Annotated in this window: 14 protein-coding genes, 2 tRNA genes and 1 pseudogene; 6 read left to right on the top strand and 11 right to left on the bottom strand. The window is 41.1% G+C overall.

Annotation, left to right across the window (positions count from 1 at the left end):
* Positions 1-453: 453 nt before the first annotated feature.
* Entirely contained in the window at positions 454-942 is a 489-nt protein-coding gene (locus tag L4C33_RS10210; RefSeq protein WP_428812334.1) for a peptide-methionine (S)-S-oxide reductase, read from the top strand.
* A gap of 412 nt (positions 943-1,354) precedes the next feature.
* Positions 1,355-1,564 (top strand): hypothetical protein, encoded by a 210-nt coding sequence (locus L4C33_RS10205; RefSeq protein WP_428812333.1) that lies wholly within the window; start codon positions 1,355-1,357, stop codon positions 1,562-1,564.
* A 214-nt stretch (positions 1,565-1,778) separates the two neighbouring features.
* Here L4C33_RS10205 and L4C33_RS10200 read toward each other — a convergent pair whose 3' ends face one another.
* Complete coding sequence (locus L4C33_RS10200) at positions 1,779-2,654, bottom strand: LysR substrate-binding domain-containing protein (protein ID WP_428812332.1); 876 nt, start codon at positions 2,652-2,654, stop codon at positions 1,779-1,781.
* Positions 2,655-2,765: 111 nt separating this feature from the next.
* Between L4C33_RS10200 and L4C33_RS10195 the strand changes: the two genes are divergently transcribed.
* The 3 genes from L4C33_RS10195 to L4C33_RS10185 all read left to right on the top strand — a co-directional run bounded on the left by L4C33_RS10195 (position 2,766) and on the right by L4C33_RS10185 (position 5,927).
* Positions 2,766-4,103: a 6-phospho-beta-glucosidase gene (locus L4C33_RS10195; RefSeq protein WP_428812331.1), complete on the top strand. Its 1,338-nt coding sequence runs from the start codon at positions 2,766-2,768 to the stop codon at positions 4,101-4,103.
* Positions 4,100-4,870, top strand: a complete 771-nt coding sequence (locus tag L4C33_RS10190) for a carbohydrate deacetylase (protein ID WP_428812330.1) — start codon at positions 4,100-4,102, stop codon at positions 4,868-4,870. The genes L4C33_RS10195 and L4C33_RS10190 overlap by 4 nt, the downstream gene beginning before the upstream one ends.
* 148 nt (positions 4,871-5,018) lie before the next feature.
* Positions 5,019-5,927: a homocysteine S-methyltransferase family protein gene (locus tag L4C33_RS10185; RefSeq protein WP_428812329.1), complete on the top strand. Its 909-nt coding sequence runs from the start codon at positions 5,019-5,021 to the stop codon at positions 5,925-5,927.
* A 202-nt stretch (positions 5,928-6,129) separates the two neighbouring features.
* Here L4C33_RS10185 and L4C33_RS10180 read toward each other — a convergent pair whose 3' ends face one another.
* The 5 genes from L4C33_RS10180 to L4C33_RS10155 all read right to left on the bottom strand — a co-directional run bounded on the left by L4C33_RS10180 (position 6,130) and on the right by L4C33_RS10155 (position 15,116).
* A complete protein-coding gene (locus L4C33_RS10180) occupies positions 6,130-7,626 on the bottom strand; it encodes a glutathione synthase (protein ID WP_428812335.1) in 1,497 nt (498 codons plus the stop codon).
* A gap of 318 nt (positions 7,627-7,944) precedes the next feature.
* Complete coding sequence (locus L4C33_RS10175) at positions 7,945-8,724, bottom strand: hypothetical protein (protein ID WP_428812328.1); 780 nt, start codon at positions 8,722-8,724, stop codon at positions 7,945-7,947.
* Between the two features lie 237 nt (positions 8,725-8,961).
* Positions 8,962-9,105: a hypothetical protein gene (locus L4C33_RS10170; RefSeq protein WP_428812327.1), complete on the bottom strand. Its 144-nt coding sequence runs from the start codon at positions 9,103-9,105 to the stop codon at positions 8,962-8,964.
* A gap of 351 nt (positions 9,106-9,456) precedes the next feature.
* Positions 9,457-11,517, bottom strand: a complete 2,061-nt coding sequence (locus L4C33_RS10160; protein WP_428812326.1) for a hypothetical protein — start codon at positions 11,515-11,517, stop codon at positions 9,457-9,459.
* On the bottom strand, positions 11,499-15,116 hold the full coding sequence (locus L4C33_RS10155) for a hypothetical protein (RefSeq protein WP_428812325.1): 3,618 nt from the start codon (positions 15,114-15,116) through the stop codon (positions 11,499-11,501). Before L4C33_RS10155 ends, L4C33_RS10160 begins: the two co-directional genes overlap by 19 nt.
* A gap of 72 nt (positions 15,117-15,188) precedes the next feature.
* Between L4C33_RS10155 and L4C33_RS10150 the strand changes: the two genes are divergently transcribed.
* The gene (locus L4C33_RS10150; RefSeq protein WP_428812324.1) at positions 15,189-16,049 is read left to right on the top strand and encodes a WYL domain-containing transcriptional regulator; all 861 of its coding nucleotides are present in this window, start codon (positions 15,189-15,191) and stop codon (positions 16,047-16,049) included.
* A 27-nt stretch (positions 16,050-16,076) separates the two neighbouring features.
* Here the strand turns inward: L4C33_RS10150 and L4C33_RS10145 are convergent, their stop codons facing one another.
* From L4C33_RS10145 to L4C33_RS10125, 5 genes and pseudogenes are all read right to left on the bottom strand, one after another.
* On the bottom strand, positions 16,077-17,204 hold the full coding sequence (locus L4C33_RS10145; RefSeq protein WP_428812323.1) for an HNH endonuclease: 1,128 nt from the start codon (positions 17,202-17,204) through the stop codon (positions 16,077-16,079).
* A gap of 3 nt (positions 17,205-17,207) precedes the next feature.
* Entirely contained in the window at positions 17,208-17,822 is a 615-nt protein-coding gene (locus tag L4C33_RS10140; protein WP_428812322.1) for a class I SAM-dependent methyltransferase, read from the bottom strand.
* 267 nt (positions 17,823-18,089) lie between these two features.
* Positions 18,090-18,835 (bottom strand): annotated as a pseudogene (locus L4C33_RS10135) (integrase arm-type DNA-binding domain-containing protein); the annotation flags it as partial.
* A 186-nt stretch (positions 18,836-19,021) separates the two neighbouring features.
* A tRNA-Val gene (locus tag L4C33_RS10130) sits at positions 19,022-19,098 on the bottom strand.
* 69 nt (positions 19,099-19,167) lie between these two features.
* A tRNA-Val gene (locus L4C33_RS10125) sits at positions 19,168-19,244 on the bottom strand.
* Positions 19,245-19,405 lie beyond the last annotated feature (161 nt).

Raw genomic sequence — 19,405 nt, 5'->3', positions numbered from 1 at the left:
TTATTAATCACTGCCACACCGCCACTATGCACAATGAGTCATATTAACCCCAACTCCGGACACAAACACATAAACCATTGTTTTTATTTAAATTAAATCTATAAAGTCAATATTACCAATCAAGATGCAATCAGAATTTAATTTCGCCTGAGGTGAGCTATTGAAAGTTTTTCACTATCCGTCTCATATTTGAGTCATTCAGTATAATGGGGACCCATTGACTGTTATTACGCCATAAACTATGAAGCTAGACTTACATGGTAAAGTTTGAGTTTACGCCCCCCAAACAGTGACTAAACACTCGATTAGTTATGGGAGTGTAAATTTGACGATTTGATGCCAACTCTCTTTAGCTATAACTTGTAGTAGCTATAAAGCCATAAACTGGCATACCATACGCCACCTAACTGATAGGTATTTCAACTCGAATTTTAGATAGAGCATCGATAAGCAATGGAAGAAGTTTATTTGGCAGGCGGCTGCCTGTGGGGCGTTCAGGAATTTATTAAATATGTACCAGGTGTACTATCCACCGAAGCTGGGCGAGCTAACGGTAGTAGTCATAGTACAGAAAGCGATTATGACGGCTACGCTGAATGCGTGCGGATTGAGTTCGACCCAACAATAACTTCAGTAGAATTACTTATGGGGCACCTTTTTGAAATCATTGACCCATACAGTGTTAATAAGCAAGGTCAAGATATCGGAGAGAAGTACCGTACTGGCATCTACAGTAAAGATACTTGTCATTTGAAATCGGCTCAGTCTTACATCCACTCCCGTGAAGATTCAGCACAGATAGCGCTTGAGATACTACCGTTAACTAACTTTGTACCAAGTGACGATATTCACCAGAACCACCTATCTGACTATCCAAACGACCACCACCTTTGTCATATCCCATGGGCACTTCTACGAAAATACAAAACTAGCGATAGCTAAATAAAGCTTAAACACATATTAAATATGGATATAGCTTAAATTAGCATTGGATGAAATTTGACAAAATAACTGTGGATTTTTAAAAAATTAGGCGTATAGTTCGCCGCTTGGCTCGATAATTGAGCTGTTAATGTTACATTAAGTCCAAGTTCCACAAAGATAGTTCTCGATATTCCTCGTTACACCCTCTCTGCGTTAGCTTTACCTCAATCGTTCATTCAATAGTTTTTATCACTGCCAAGTCACATAGTTTATTGTCCGTCTTTTTCCAACGCAACAAACTTTGTATTTATCTAATTTAAATTTAACTGTAATAAAACTAAGGCACATTTATGTCACGTAGAACAACACGACAAATCCATTGGTACCAATTGTCACGCGAAAAACCCTTTACAAAATCACAAGGTAATAAATGCTCAAAATCAAAATAGACTTACTGAAAGAAAACCTGTCATGGGTTGCAGAAATACGCCAACTTAACAGCGACATCTTACATCGTCACATACTGCCCAAGCTGCAACACTCCAGCTATTTAATCGAGTTCGAATTCTGCGAACACGACAACACTGGAAGCATCTTATCGGAAACGGGCGGAAAACTAGGACATTTCACAATCCTATAAGCGACAAGAGTAGATACATTATTCTGCTACAGATACATTTCAGAAATACAGAGACAACGCCACGTCTCAAAAGAACACAATCATAGAATCAAACCTAGTCATTTGCATTTCACTTCGCGGCTCACGCTAACTAGGTTGTACTTCTTTCTCGGTTCTTGTTGTTTCAAGCCATTACTCTTACACCTCTAAATCCGTGTTCTGACCAACAACAACGCTAACTCTGTTCCTGTACCCAATTCAGAAACGCTTGGAATTTTGGTCGTGTCTGCATCCCTTTTGGGCAAACAACGTCGTAGCCTTTCTCTGAATCAAAAGCGGGAAAAGGGGCGACCAATTTACCCGACTCTAAAAAGTGTCGATCAAACTCCATTCTTCCCAACGCGATTCCCATAGATTGTAAAGCTGCCGCAGACGAATGTTCATGAGTAAACAAGTCACTTTTAGTCGTACAGTTAATATCGAGTCCATAGTCATTAAGCCACTGCCCCCAAGCTGAATAACTGCCACTATGAATAAAATTCACCTGTGAAAGATTCTCGGGATTATCAAATAACCGGTATTGCTTGGCATATTCAGGGGTGCAAATGGGCATTCTTCTCCCTTTAAACAGCCGTTGACTAAAATGATCCGGATACACTCCCTCACTATAAAAAATACCCACATCTAGAGGATCAAACTCAAAATCGGTTTGATGTTGTTTAGTTAACAGCTTAAGGCTTAAATTTGGGTACAAGTCTCGAAAGCTTTTCAACCGTGGGATGAGCCAAGCAGAAGCAAAGTAAGGTGAGGTTCCTATATACAACTCACCACTGAGCTCACCGTTTTTAATATCTTCCAACTCCGAGAATATCAGTTCAAAAGACGTATTTAGCATGGCTAATACTCGTGTTCCTTCAGGGGTCAGCTCAAGCTTTCGAGTTTTACGGATAAACAAAGAAAACTGTAGCTGATCTTCAAGCTTCTTAATTCTATGACTCACTGCGCTTTGCGTTAGGCACATTTCATTTGCTGTGATCGTAAAGCTCAGGTGCTTAGCCGCAATACTAAAGGTATGCAAATGAGCCAGGAGCTGTTGTTTATTATCGAACATCACTACGCATTAATTTAGGTAATCCATAGAGCCAGAATAGTCGTTTGTACAGCATCAATAAATACCTTTTAATGAATTTAAATCATCAAATAAGCTTCAAGGTAGGCAGGCATGACAATAAACAACGCTCTAAAAATTGCGGTTATCGGCGGAGGATCTAGCTATACACCAGAACTGATTGAAGGCCTGATTGATCGCCACTTTGAATTACCGATACGTGAAATTTGGCTTGTGGATATCGAACAAGGTATTCACAAAACTGAAATCATTGCTGATTTATCTAGACGCATGATTGCTAAAGCCGCGTTAGATATTGAAGTCCACACAACAACGAATCGTAAAGCGGCACTGAAATCCGCTGATTTTGTATGTTCWCAATTTCGTGCAGGCGGAATTGAAGCAAGACTTAGAGATGAAAGTATCGCTATGAAATATGGCATGATCGGTCAGGAAACCAATGGGCTTGGTGGTTTTTCCAATGCCTGTCGTACTATTCCTATTGCTCTAGAGATTGCTAAAGAGATGGAAGAACTTTGCCCAAAGGCTTGGTTACTCAATTTTACGAACCCATCAGGCATGGTGACAGAAGCCTTACTCAAGCACAGCTCAATAAAAACCGTGGGGCTTTGTAATATACCAGTCAACATGGAGCGTGACATCGCCACCATGCTTAATGCCAAACAACACGATGTTACCTTGCAAATCGCAGGTCTTAATCACTTGGTATGGGCTCGTAAAGTGCTGCATGAGGGTAAAGACAAGCTAGAAGAGATCATCACATTGCTTAATAACGGCAGCCCAGCAATGACGCCAAAAAACATTAAGCCATTCAGATGGGACAAGAACCTTCTAAAAAACATGGGGATGATCCCATGCGCTTACCTTCGTTATTACTATCAATCGAAAGACATCATTGACGAAGAATTAGAAGAAATGAAAGGCGCAAACAACCGTGCAGCGCAAGTTGCTCGCATTGAAGGTGAAGTGCTCAAAATTTACAGTSACCCTACACTAACGACTAAGCCCAAAATACTAGAACAGCGTGGTGGGGCTTACTATTCAGAAGCAGCCTGTGAATTGATGAGTAGTATTTTCAACAACAAACGCACCATCATACACGTAAACACCAGAAACAATGGCGCAATTCAAGGGCTACCCGACGACTGCGCAGTAGAGGTAAGTTCAGTGATCACCAGTACTGAGATTCTGCCCCTCAATGTACCTCCGTTTCCATCCGATACATTGCGTCTAGTCCAAATAATGAAAGAGTTTGAAACCTTGACGGTAAAGGCTGCTATTGAGGGCGATTTGAATGCAGCACATAGAGCGTTAATTCTTAACCCTATCGTTGATAGTGGGTCTCACCTTGATGATGCTTTGAAAGAAACCGTCAGGGAGAATATCGACCTAATGCCAGCTTTCGCACACATTCTAGAGGAAAAAGCATGAAATTAATCATCAATGCCGATGACTTAGGACTAACTGAAAGCGTTAATAACGGCATCGTCGAATGTATGCGAGCAGGTATTGTCACATCAACAACAGTAATGATGAACCAAGATGGTGCCGCACACGCTGCTAAATTGTTTCAACATGGACTTATCCCTGAAGTTGGGCTGCACTTTACCGTCACTTGCGGTAAACCTATGTCAAAACTAGAAGATGTCCCTAGCCTTGTTGATGGTCATGGTAACTTCTACGACAAAGCTGTCCTGATGACCAAAAGTGATGTGTGTGAAGAAGAAGTGTACCGAGAATTAGCAGAGCAATATCAAGCGGCTATCCATGCTGGTTTTGATATCACGCACCTCGATAGCCATCACTTCGCAGGGGCGTTTTCACCTCTTAAGCAAGCGTTCATTCGTTTTGCCAACGATATTAACCTGCCCGCTCGTCGAGTAGACAATATTGTTCATGGGCAAGACAACTTGAAAGTGCCAACCCCCGATGCCTTTGATATGAGTTTCTTTGATAACGGCGTTTCAATAGAACAGTTAAAAGCATTGATTCTTAGCTACCAGTTAAAGATACCAAATGGGACGTTAGAGTTGATGAGTCACCCAAGTTCTAACGAAAACATCGAGCATTTACGTCAATTAAGTAGTTACGCCGACAAGCGAGTCTTAGAAACCGCTATCTTAACGTCTCCAGAACTGAAGAGATGGCTCGACGAACAACAAATAGAGTGTGTTGGTTTTCAGTCATTAAACAGCTAGGTATTCCAGATTCATCGCCAATTGACCAAGTTAGTCACCGGAACGAAGAATGTAAAAAAGCAGCCTGAGCCGCCTATAACAGTAGAGTTTCTTGTAATCAGTCTGCTATTCTAAGCCGATAATAGAATCAATTATCTAAAGTAGTAATATGAAAAAGCTAGTCATACTTGATGGCGGAATGGGCCGTGAGCTTCAAGAAAACGGGGCGCCATTTTCACAACCACTATGGAGCGCCCAGGCTTTAATCGAGTCACCGAAGCATGTTCACCAAGCACACCACAATTTCATTTCTGCGGGTGCTGAAATTATTACTGCCAATAGTTACGCATGTGTACCATTCCATTTAGGCCAAGAACGCTATCTCGCTGAAGGTGCAAAGCTAGCACGTCAAGCCGCAGTAATTGCTCAAGAAGCAGTATCTGATACGCAAGCGTCGTCACCAGTTTCAGTAGCTGGTGTTATCCCACCAGCTTTTGGCAGCTATCGCCCTGATCTATTTGAGGCAGAACAAGCAGTTGAAATTTACTCTAACCTCTTTCACGCCCAAGAGCCTCACGTAGATTTATGGATAGCCGAAACGATCTCTAGCCTTCAAGAGTTCGAAGCGATCCACTCGGTACTAAAAGATTCAACTAAAGACGCCTATTACGCATTTAGTTTAGAAGATACACTTAGCTCAGAGTCTAAACTTCGTTCAGGGCAATCAGTCAAAATTGCCACCGCTTTATGCTGCTTTACCAAAGTAAAAGGCATTTTCTTCAACTGCTCAATCCCAGAAGTAATGGAACAAGCAATTGTTGATGCTAAAGAGGTTATTGAACAATACGGCTTAGATTTAGAAATCGGCGTATACGCGAATAACTTTATGCCAATTAAGGCCGAGCACGAAGCAAACGACACGTTACAGTCAATGCGCGAACTTACACCTAGCGAGTACCTTAACTACGCAAAACACTGGCACGAATTAGGAGCAACTATCATTGGTGGCTGTTGTGGTATCGGACCAACCCATATACAAGCATTAGCTGACTGGAAAGCTGAATTAACGCATGAATGACATACAACTTGCTAATACATAACTACGATTAGCAAGTCTCTAAAAGAGATCCCATCCAAAATTCCGAGAGCTGAAATTTCATTAAATCGCTGGTATCAGTATTTTATATACGAATTGAATGGGCGGTCTAAATGCTCCGCCCACCCTTTACTCAAAAGCGACTTTATACCAGTTCATTAGCCTGCCTTGGTTATGAAAGGCTTTAAGAGTCAATAAGAACCAGTGAATCAAGGACCCCTTGCCCACTATGAATCCCACCTTCATTTTCACTCGCAGGTTTACTACGGATAAGATACCCGGCATAACCATTTTCATCTGTCACACCTTCACCTTGGTAATGCGCTGTAAACAGCCCGATTTCACTTACAAGATCGTTTACCAAAATCTGCTTTCCATCACGAACCGATATGGTTGGCTTATCTCGCTCATGCGGATATAGACGTTGCATCAATGCCCATGCATCGTATTGTTCAGGTTCTAACTGGGCTAACTTCTTACTAATTTCCTCGCCAAACACACAATGCCCACCGCCCTCACCTTGGTTTTTCAATACCCACTCTTGTTTATCAGAAAACCTATTGAACCACTCAATGGTCTCCGTTGATATGGGCTTCATATCCGCCAGTACACTTTTCACTTTTTTTGCCTCTTCAAGGCTTAATCCCCAACGAGCATAGCCTTCTACTGGCATCATCGTTAGCAGCATTTGCATAGACTTGCTCGTTGCTAACTGCTGGCTGATCGTTGCATTCATTGCCACATAGTGCTTTTCAATAAAAAGGCGTGTTTGGCTCAATGTATGACAACAAGTCTCTTCTTGTAGCTTTGGGGCAAAATAGTCAGAATATTGATATCCAGAACGAAGATAAACAGTATCTATTGCGCCTACACCTTTTAATATAAGGCGTTGATTTTCACCGCTCAGCAATTGGGTACTTAATTGCTCAAAGGTTCGCCTTACAGTTCGAACACCGAGATTTTGCAACGCCACTTCCAACAAATGCTGGTCGTACACATTGTCTTCTCCTTCTTGAACGATCATTAAAAACGTTGGCTTATGCTCAAGTGACTTCTTATCCAATGTAGAAAAGTGTTCCCTCACTTTTTTTGTAGCTGTTGTTATAGCCACAGCGAGTTGTTCCATTCCCTTATTGTCTGCCGGCTTTGCCTTACCATCCTCTAACCCATGGTGATAAACATCACTCCACTGATTTTTGATATAGTTGTGCAACTCAGTCGCACGCTGACCAAAGGGACTCATTCCTGCGGCAATACCATTAAACTCGATCACTTTTGCTCCGTAACGGCGGTCGTCCATAAAATCGGTTCGCATTAAGAGTAATGGCTGACGAGCTGGGAGCTTACGCTGTAAAACGTTACCATGAGCTTGCACATGCAATTCCATTAGAAGACCAAAAAACGGATCAGCTTTCGCCATACCGCCAAGTGACTCTTGTAAAAATTCATGATCTTCCGATACATTATTCACGAGCTTTGCAATTAATGGCGTTACCGACAGTAAGTGTTGATATGTCGGACGTTCCATCGTTATTGGTGAAATGCTAAATGGCACATGCCTTGCCGTATTATCGGCTTGACGGAATGCGACGCCATGCATAATTTCCCATTCGCAGATATCTTCGATAATTTGTGACGAGATAAGTTGGTTCTGATTGTTATCAATAATGCAGTTATTCATCATGCTTTTTCGCTAGTCTTATTCGATAGAAATGTTATTTACTAAAGTAAGACGTACGTAAATTTAAARAGACGAGATTATTTCAAATAATTTTCTTCCCCCCTAATACAGATGAAGCGCTCCCATTATTTAGAGGGTAATTGTGGCAGTGATCTGCACTTAGAAAGTCAAATATTACAGACACAAAAAAGCCCACACTAGGTGGGCTTTCTTTTTGAGTGCTACTGGACTCTACTATCCACCCTATCCGATTGATTAAAATAAACATTATCAAAATAGAGTTTTAAGATGTTACTTCTGGTGTTACTTCAGATAAAACTAGTCTCGCAGCTTAAGTGCCTTTTCAATAATTGAGTCGCTTGTGATAGTTCCAATATCCTTACTAAAGTTTGCTAAAGTACTTTGTACCTCACTCTTACTTTCTTCAATAGAAGTAAACCACTCACTTAGCTCTAAGTAGTCCCAGACCCTGGAGGTAATGAGTCTAGCTTTTATTACTCCCCAGGTAGCCATAGACATTGGATCGGAAGCTGATATTTCACCTAATGCACCAATACTTGTAATACTAGGTAACTCTGCCTTCTCATCTTTCAGCCAGCGTCGATATCTGTCTTTCTGCTCTTTGGTGGCCTGTTCAAGGTGTTGCTTCCAAACAGAGTTATCTTCAAAGCTATTAAAAGCGACCTGCATTGCAGGCTTACCCATCCTTGCAACTTGTTCAGATGTCGTTCTCATCCCTTCAAACATTTCATGACACACAAAATCTGTGGCAATCGTGATGTAATGTCGGTGAACAAGATCTTGTCCCTTAGAGGCATTTACACCATCTAGAGGTATTTTCTTCACAAAATCAATATACTGATTAAATACGATTTCTAGCTGTTTCATYAAATGATCAGCAAAATGTACGTTTACGTATTTGGCTATCGGTTCATGGACTAATTTGTTTTTCAGTTCGGCTAGTTGATGCGGGTTAATTTCAGTGTGTTTGCATGCGTTATCAATCTCTTTTGCCGCTAATGATTTTGTCCCTAATGCTTTCGCAAGTTCACGCAAAAGACACTGAACTGAAATGTACGGTGTTTCTATTTTTTTCATGTTGACCTAGTTATTCTTCTTATATCTGTTACGAAGTTCTTATAAGCACGCTTATCACTGGGAGAGCCCGGAACCGTTATCTTTTTCCCTTCAGGCGACCGTAACTTTCCGTGTTTGCTCCCGCGCATGTAGATCCAGCCACTTCGAATCAGCATTGCTACAAGTTTTTGGATATCTTTATCACTGCTAAACTTTTTCATAGAAAAAATGGGCACGATGGCCCATTTGTTTTTGATGTTAATTTTTTTCATTTTTAGCAGCGGCTTTTTGAGCTTTTGCAGCGAACCCATCTTTGGTGACTTTACCACCATTTTCTTTTGCTTCTGCACTTTGAATACGTCTTGCCGCTGATGGCGTCATTGGTGTTTTTGAGTTTGTCATGATACGTTCCTTTGATTGTTTAAATGACACCCAAAGATTAATCCAAGACACCAAATTCGTAAGCTAGGTAACTGGATTATAAATTTTCATTTCACTCAGTCACTCTGTAGCTACCCTCTGGTAATATTCGTACAGGCGCCGGTCAGCAACCACCAGATTTCCATTGCGATATAGCAAATCCTATCCCCAATTTAACAGAGCGAGTGATAACTCCAACCCTTGGCAGTTAAACTCTGTGCAAACTGCATCAAATTGACAGCATGAGCTCTTAGACGTTTGAGATTCTGCATACCAAGGTCCTTAGTACAATTCTTGCCTATTAGCTCACAGGGGCCTTTCCTAAACCTCTTATCAAGATTTAAAACGCTGCATACCAACAAATTCACGTAGGTGCTTAAATGGATAAGGAGTTACGGTTGGCAAACGATGCCTTAGGTGATAGACATCAAACAAATTTTCTATTTCTTCCGGTAGCACATCAAACGAATGTTTTATCATGTACAAGTGGCTAAAAGTGTCTATCTTGGTTTGGGGGCTGCCCTTACCACCAGCAAAGTACATACCCTGCTCACGGTTATAGAAGAAACCTAAAGAAGCGTTAAAGTACCCCTCGCTTTGTCTCCTCATTGATGTTTTGAATAAAAACCCTTGATCACGCAGCCAATCGTAGAATTGTTTTTCATCATTACTTTTGTAAGAAATTGACGAAAATTCATCAAACGGAAGAGGAGCAGTGTCATCCCACTCTGAAAGTATCGCTCTGAGTTTATTCACAACTTTATTCTCTGAATATTCTTCAACGAACTGAGTCACCAATACGACTGGAACATCTTGTGAACGCCCTGCTTTTAACTCTCGTAACCGCTCAGCGACAGCTTCAAACTCCGGTAGCATTTGAATAGCGGTATCAATGAAGATGGCATAGTCACCCGACTCCGGCCAGTAAATAACCGGGAAACGTTGTAAGCCGTTAAACACTTGAGATTTATCCCTACCTAAATCGAGTTCAAGATCTTCAAGTTCCTCTTGAGTTGCTTGCATATATTGCCATTCATTATTTACTAGCTTAGATGTGTAGACCGGCCATACTCCGTCACGGACTTCCAAATATTCAGCTTGAGGTCGTTGAGGCATGTAATAAACACATCCCTCAGGCCCACTTGGATACTCAATCAAATGCTTTCTCGTACTGACTTCTAGCTTGATAAGTAATTCTTTTAGCAACACTTCGATCACATGGCGGTTTGGCTTACCCTGACGATCCCACAATCGCTCTGGATAACATGACTGAAAAACAGTGCCTTTGTATTTATTACGATAAATCTGATACGGGTCTTCTTCGGCAGACTTATATGTGTCTTTATTATCAACAATCAGAATATTCAAAGCACCACGAATCGGAACTTCCGTTGTTTCAGYATCTATACCTAAGTGTTGAGTAACGTGAAGTAACGTCTGTGCTGCATCGGCGTCGGCGCTTTTGGTCAAATCACAGATAACCAAACGATGCTCTTTCAAAGCATCAAATAACCCAACATAGTGACTTTTGACAATCTTATCTGAAACAAATCTATGCTTATCACCAGGAATACGCTGTAAATCCAATGTTACCGAATCACCATAAGCTTCCTTTAGGTCTCGCATAAACTGTTCGAGGATACCGATCTTAGATAGCTGAAAACCACTATAAGACTCTTTTGCGATATCGATAGCTTGAATACGATTCTTAGAGTTAGAGTAAAGAGGCTTCTTGATGTAATCCCCCTTTACAGACTTACTAACTAACATCCCAACGTCATCAAGCTGATAACGAGTAGCAAATTTGGCTTTCCTTGATATCTCCCCATTTTCAAGCGTAAACCAAGATAAAGGAGAAAACGATTTGGCGCTCAATGACAGAGTTTGGCGATACCCTAGTGGTCCGCATGGAGCTAAGTCGATCTCCAAAGCAGTTAATTCATAACCAGACTGTCCTTTAGGTAGCTTTCTACTTTTAACTAGATAGTACAAGCCTTCACTTTCAAAGCGTTTCACATCAGAGGACTTGCCACGCAACACTTTCGGTATCGATTTGATCAGTAGACGAGCCAGTTGCCACGTTGGTAGCTCTGATGCGCTAATTTGTTTGATTGCCAATGAACTATCTTGTAAATCGAGGACTAGTTCCTTTGCCAGCATCACCCAATAGCATGACTCTTTAGTCCCTCTCACTAAGCAATAGACATTTCCGGATTTATAGATGTCAGACGCCAACGTAATCAGCCGCTTAGTACGCTCTGAGTAGTCAACACCTTTATAACTAACACTGTAAATCGAGAAGCTTTGATCAACCCACTCTGTATCAATTGATATATTTTCAATTAAGGTTGATAAAGGGCCAATTGACGTACTTTCTAACTGTTGTGTAACCATTTTATCAACTCCTGTACTGCTGTGAGATTTGTTTCTGCATTTCTGTCATTAATTAGTGCTGGGATTTCAATGACCTTTGCTAGCTGTGGTGAGGTTTCTACGAAACACGAGTCCAAGTATCTAATCGGCTTTGAAGCATCCCCTAGCGCATTCACATAAATAAACTTCGATGGGCCAAACTCTTCTTCTACCAACGCGATTTTCGAACTATAGCCTTCACTGCTTTCATTGCCTTCATGCTTCCAGTATTTGCTGTCTAACCAGATCGGTTGTTTAATCCCTTCAAGCAAGACTCTATTGTCAAATCGCTCGTAAATAGAATTGGGGACTTCTTCAAGAGTAAAATCTAATGCTGTTAACACGGCCTCTACCGCTTGCTCGCCCAACGCTCCCTTATAAATGTTGGTGAACATAACTGGCGTCATCACATAAGCTTCTTTTTGCCACGAACAGGAAAAGCCTTTGTGTTCAAACCACGGCCTTACATATTGGTTCTGTAATAACGTAGCTAGGCTGCACGCTTCCTCAGAAACCATGTCACCAATAGGCACTCTATCAAAGAACTCGAAGGCGTTCGGATCTCCATCTAGATTGCCTTGATAACGGTAATACCCCTTGGTCATTGACTGTAAGTACAATCGATTGAATCGCTCAGGTTGTGAGGCAACCGTCGGATAGCGAAGTAACTGAGTTCTAATGTCTTGCCACTCTTGAATATCACTATCAGATGCAGGTTGATTATGTAGACGACGAACTAGGGCCTTGATTGACTGCATGCCATCTTTATTGTTTCTTTGGGCGAGATTGTATAATCGGCGAGTTACTCGATCTTCAGTGAAAATCTGGCTAATTGATTGCGCCTTTTCAACCAAGGTAACATATTCATGTGAAAATAGGCTTGTATCTCTATTCTCTTCAGCCAAAATTTCTTTCAGACCAGCATCCGCAAATAACAATATTTGTTTGCGCTTTAGGGACGTTCGCCCTGCTCTTCCAACTGCTTGCTCAATATATTTCCTCACAGCACTTTGGTAATCTTTTGTTTGATAATATTGCTGTAAAGACCGCTCTCGGTTCATCCCCATAAGCTGTTGACGACACCAACTTTCAGAGCTCTTTGGAGATAACTCTCCACTCTCTTGCAACGATAGTATTTGATGAAATTGACAAAGCTGATTGGCAGTATGGGAATAGTCTTCTGACAACAATAGTTGAGTTGGTTTTTCAAGATAAATAGTATCAATGTCACTGCGTAGATGCGTACCGTAAGCAATGTCTGTCACAGATATTAGGCTTTCACCTTCCAACGCCAAGTTGACCACATAATCGGGATTTTTCCCTGCCCCCATTGAAGCGTATGTGCTAAAAACAACCACTTTTCCTGGCTCAGTATTTAGGTGGTTAGAGATTTCCTCGTAGCCAACCAACCGCATCCAATCTGCATTAATACCAAAAAAAACCTTAGCTTGAACATTAAATTCTTTTGTCCATTTATCACAGCAGAACTGGATGAAATCGTTAACCTCCTGACGTGTTGTATCTAGGGTGCGGTTTAACAAAGACAGCATATAACGATTATCTGCTGCTGATATAAACGCTTTGGTGCTCGCTAAAAGCTTGGACAACCAACTACGAACAAACGCCTGCTCTGATTCAGAAACGCCAAGATAGTGGTTTAGGATAAAGTTACTTGAACGAGCTTGAGGCTTATACTCTTCTAACAATGAATCGAGAAACGCATCTCGGCTGTTGAGATACTTAACCGATAAAACAACACCATTATCTTTGTAATTACGTCGACTGTGGTAATAATCATTTACCTGCTGTTTCTGTTCGCTAGACAAAGATAATAGCTTTTTACCCAAACGCTCATTCAAATAATGAAAATCAAAATTATGTATTACGGTTTCAGCCCTTGCTGTTGCACTAATACCTAGAATGACAGCACCAGCATCGACCATATCGGCTAAAACTCCAGATGGAGATAAATTTAGGAAGGACGCTTTGCAATTAACAGTATCTCGCGTTCCTTGATTATGAGCGACCTCTACTAACTTTAAGCCTGTGTGATGGTAACTTTTATTTGAACTTAACTTATTCGTTGTCCCATTCGCAGACTGCCGTAAACCCCTTGTATCGAATGACTCATAAACTGCAGCCTCAAACTCTTGCAAATTAAAGTGAGTAAGCAGAGATTGAACTGCTTCTTGGAACGTTCCTTCTAGACTTCTGTTCTCGCGGGTTTCAATTTCTAGGCCTCGCACATTCTCCCAGTACTGAATCACTGCTTTACGCATTGTGCTAAGGAACCACTGATATATTAGATCGGCTTCATTGACAAAGCGGGTTAAAAGACCATTTTTTACAACAAGAGAACCTTCGACTTTCTCATGGCTAAATATAAGGTTTTTCTGTTTTATTAGATCTGATTTTAATGCCAGCTTATGAGTTGCATTACTCACATGCGTAAAGCTTCTATCTGAAAATAACCTAACAGGTCGCTCACTCAGGTTGTCCCCTTCAGTGTTAAACGCGAATGCAAGATTCCACTTAGTTCCAAACTCTTCAAGGCGCTCACGAAGTGGCTCAAACAGATCTTCAATTTTGTCGTAACGAGGAGAGCTTTCAAGTTGATGTTCCCTAAAGTTGGCTCTCAAAGTTCTTATAGCCCAAATTAGGTCTCGCGCTCTTTGTTTACACAGCTCAGAAAGAATGACCTGATTCTGCTTATCAATTTCATCGATTATAAGCAACGCTCCACTTAGGTCGCGCAAAGGGCTATAACGCGAACGAGTATTATGGAAACCTTTCAGAAACTTGCTGGTCGTTAAAAAAACAACATGTGCACTTCCGTTACGGATTTTCTCTCCAGGTAATAGTGTTTCAATCGATGTTTGCAATGAGCCGGTAAGAGATACTCGGTTTCTTCCTTTTTGCATCTTTTGCAAACGACCCACTAAATTACGGTAAAAATAACCTGCTTGCTTATTTAAAGAGATTTTAACTTCTGGATTACTAGCATGGCGTCTTAGACCCGATATGGCGCTCCATTCCGTTTGAATATCACGCTCGGAGTTTAAATTAAACCCATTCAAGATTTCATTTAATACGCCATCAGAACATTGTAATAACTGTTCTGACTGGTTAGGTAAGTGAACTATCTGCGCTTTCAAATACTCTTGCTGTCCTAAGCTAAAGCGAGGCGATCCGTCAATTGTTTGTTTCTCAATCAACGCCAATAAATCGGCTTTCGCACTTACTACATTATCCACTGAGTCGGTAATGTAATACAGCAAACGTTTGGAATTATTCGCGCTTTCTTCTTCCTTCAATTCACGTTGTATTTGATCTAGCATCTGCTGGAGTAGAAAATTTAACGCGGTGTATGTTTTACCAATTCCCGTCTGAAACGGTAATGGGAGTAAAGCCCCAGATTTGAGACCATTTACTTCAATGTGATTTTCGAGCGATTCTGTAATCAGCCGGTCAAGTGGCGAAGGATCGGGAATAAGCTGAAAATCAAATCTAATAAACTCTTCTATCGACACGTTCATACAATATAACCTCGGCAGATCTTGATGTTTAACTAATCGCACCATAATATGACGCCATCAACGACAGGTAAATGCTGAATACATACACACGTCGCATAACTAGACAGGAATTAAAAAATGAATAAGTGGCCAATACGCTGGGACCTACTATTCCGGTATCGAATGATAGAAGTTATAGCCTTGTGGGAAGGTCGGTTAACAACAAACCACTTGATACAAAGTTTTGGTATTGGCCGCCAACAAGCCTCTAAAGATATCAACACTTATCTAACTGAAGTGGCACCAGGTAACCTCGTTTATGATAAGTCCCTAAAAGGCTACAAACCTAGTGATAGCTTCAGCCCTGAACTGACGAGTGGTCATGCTGATGAATATTTGCACATTCTCTCTCGAACTGAAGATATGGGGGTCACATTTAAAGAACTCGATATGGGGTTTGAGAATACGAGAATGGTTAGGCCAATAACGCGCAATATTGCACCAGAGGTACTGCGCCCCCTAGTTCAAGCGATCAGAGAGAAAAAACGTGTCGATATAAGCTACACATCTTTAAAAAATGGTGAGGAAGTAGAACGGATTATTTCTCCACATACACTCGTTTGTACGCCTTTGCGCTGGCATGTCCGTGCTTATTGTGAGCATTCCAAAGGCTATAGAGATTTTGTGCTCAGTCGTATTCGTAGTATTCCTGATATCAATGACAAAATGGTTATGGGAAAAAGCAGAGATGAAACTTGGAACAAGCAGCTTTCTATTGAGTTGAAGCCCGACCCTCGATTAACGGAAGCTCAGGCTGAAATCATTGCCAATGACTATGGGATGGAAAGTAACACGCTATGTGTAGGTACCAACGCCGCCTTAATTCGCTACGTGCTAGACGCGTACAATATCGATATCAACGTAATAGATTCGAACCCTAAAGGTCAGCAGATCATAGTAGAAAATTTTGACGAGCTTAAGCCTTATTTGATTTTCTAAATTAGTTTCTAAACAACGGGTTCTGACTTAGAGCCCTTTGAATAGCTCACCACGATGATAACGAAGGTAAGGTTTATGCTCAGCTACGATATTAAATGCCATATCTTCTTTTAAACCAATCACGTCTGGCGACTCCAAATAGCTAGAGATGAGTACTTTGCCATGATCATCAAAAGAGATAAAACCAAGGTCGAACGCCTTATCGAGATTCGCCAATAATAACAGTCCATTAAATTTATCCAGACGCTCCTCGTTGTTAGAATCTCGCCAAGGCTTGATGTGAGATGCCAGCAACAATTGAGTATTACGATACCCTGTTAGCGCGCAGCCGCCCCACATTTGAACCAGCTTTGCTCTGAAGTGCCCTTGTCCTACCCTTGTATTAACCAAGATGGTCTTCTCTGTCTCGGAGAGTGTCTTATCAGTCATTACCTGCTTGATGTCTGCGTTAATATCAATTTTTGCCAGGTCTGAAAGAAACTTATGATAATGAGAGAGTGCAGCGCTATACATGCCGTTTCCTCGAGCATCACGAATTTGAAACTCTTCTAGCTTCCTTACCTTTTCTTCATAATTAACAAATTGATGATATGAATTGATGTTAGTTAACGGCTCATCCAGCTCACCAGCGTCCATCAACCAGTTAGATATTGAGCCTCTTACAGCTCCAAGATAATTACTCGCTGTTTTTTCAGACTTACCGATATCAAACAACCATTGGTGATATAACGTCGCTAAGTCAGATAGGTTTGAGACTAGCGCTTCTTTTAGCTCATTAGATACGATAGAGCTCTTCATGAAGTCAAACAGCTCATCATCGATAAATACATAATCTACTGCCTTAGCTGAGTATCGACTGGTTGACTCTTTGTCATAACCATCTTTATAGGAAAGATGCCAAAAGCCTTCGCTCCTTAAATGGAAGAACGGATTCTCTGGGGTATTTTTATCTTTACCTTGCGCCAAGCCATCAAAGTGAAGGGTAAACTGGTCTTTAAGAATTTGATTCAAGTAAATCTTGTTGGAAACAATATAGCCTGCTTGTATTAGGTCCATAACGGCCAGCAACATACACACTTTATGCGGGCTCTTTTTGCCACTAGCACTGTTCATCTTTAGATTCTGGAACCGATCCAAATAATACTCTAATGCCATCTACTATTTCCCATTGGTATTAAAATCGGATTTTACTAACACGACGGTTTGCCAAAATACCTCATCCCTATTTAACGTATCTGTACTGTCAGTGACGCTACAAATAGTTAATTCTGAGGTCTGAGTTAATTGGTCGATTTCTTCTACTGAAACCGCATTTGCCTCACGGCTATCTTTAAAACATCCATGACGTAATGTAATCACCAATGTTCCATTCTCACATAGAAGCTTCGATAGCGTGGTAAGTGATTCTGCTCGCTGAGCACAATCTAAATGCATCCATACCGCTGACACCAATATCAGGTCAAATGGGCCTGACAATTTTCTAGTTTGAGTTAAAGATGGTAGGGAGTCATCTAGCCAGTGTACTAGAGGTGAGAGATTCGATGAGCCTAATAGACGAAGCTCCTTTGCGGGCTCAACAGCGACTACAGAGCAACCTTGTTGGTCGAACCATCGAGCATCACGTCCAGATCCTGCACCGACATCAAGAACTCGCTCACCAGATGAAGGCCAATACGGCCGCCAAGACTGATGAACTAGCTCAAACTCTATTGAGTCATATTGTTTTGCTAGTTGATTAGCATTTTCATTGTAAAAAGAGRTATTTACGGACATATAACCAGCGAGTTACAAGATAAGGACATTTTCATCAGCATACTTGTATATGGTGAGTGAGTATTAAATATGTATGGCTAATTGTGATGAGCATCAAGACTAACTTCATGAAAATTGGTTTCTTTAATAAAATTTAAAATGCTCTGCCAAACGACTTATCAATCTTACATTAGAGATCAAACATTACGCACTAGAATGCTTATATACTGAAACACATGCTTACTTTACTTCTGGGCCAACAATGCATAATTATGATGACTTAAAGCATCTTGTCATGGTGTGAAGTTGCCACTCTAACAAGCAGCGCGTGATGGGCTTTATCGATGCGTAATTAATGGTTTTTAATAACTCAGGTAATTCGTCCGGAGATAGAGATGCTTGGTTAGTGACTTTTGCCGTTTCGAAAGCTTTACCAATACCGGCCAACTTGTTGTGTTCAATAACGCCGCGGTGTTAACAGCAAAGGTCATTATTTCATTTAGGTTGCGACACAGTCGCCCTACTGTTTCCAACTTACCTTGGTTCGCAATAGGTTTGATCGTTTTGATCGCTTGAGGGGCTGTAATATCGCCAAGAGGGAGCTTGCCAAAATTTGGGAATAGATACTTCTCTATTCGTTGTTTTAATTTTTTGGCGGTCTGTTCTTTAACACTTGTTTTCTTCACTTCAAGCCAATCATCAAACACCACTCGCAAGGTATTTGATAGCTCTAATTGCTTTTCTCGAAGTGTGTTATCTCGATGTTCTTTTGGATCGATGCCATCAGCTAGTCGCTCTCTAGCTTCAATGGCTTTGGTTCTAGCTTTAGCAAGAGATATCGTTGGATACTTACCTATGCTTAGGTTAGCTCGCTTACGAGTGATTGGACGATAATAGTTAAAAATCCATAGCTTAGAACCACTAGGTTTTACTCTCAGCCCAAGCCTATCACCATCGAGTAGGTTGTATTCCTTCTCTTTTGGCTTAGCTTGCAAGACTTGAGTTGCTGTTAGTGGGGTTGTCTTTCTTGCCATAGTAACATCACCTATCGTCAAATTTCCCAGTGTTACTAACAGCGTTACTTTAAACGCGGGATTTTACAAGAACGCAGCGAACTCCCATGGACTCACAATCAGGTAAGTTACTAATAAAATGGGAAATTTTAGACACAAAAAAGCCCACACTAGGTGGGCTTTTTGCTTGTTCATAAAGAACGAATTTGGTGCCCGCTACTGGACTCGAACCAGTGACACCTTGCATGTCATGCAAGTACTCTAACCAACTGAGCTAAGCGGGCGATGTTCTAACTTCTTACTGCGACCATTGTGACAAACTCAATACTTATGCAATAAAAACAAATAAGGAATGGTGCGTCCGAGTGAACTCGAATCACCGACCCCCGCCATGTCAAGGCGGTACTCTAACCAACTGAGCTACGGACGCATTCCTTTAGAACGAGGTCGATATTAGCGAGTGATTTACAGAGGCGCAAGTATAAATTCACTCGAAAGTGACTGTTTGCTTCTAATAACATCAATGCGAATATAATTTAGGCAGAACGACAAGCTAAAGCATGAGAGGTATCACATTATTCTCTCTATAAT

It is taken from the genome of Vibrio makurazakiensis, from assembly GCF_050337375.1.
Taxonomy (GTDB): domain Bacteria; phylum Pseudomonadota; class Gammaproteobacteria; order Enterobacterales; family Vibrionaceae; genus Vibrio; species Vibrio makurazakiensis.
Note: the sequence above shows the minus strand (reverse complement) of the source record. Positions and strands in the feature narration are given on the sequence as shown.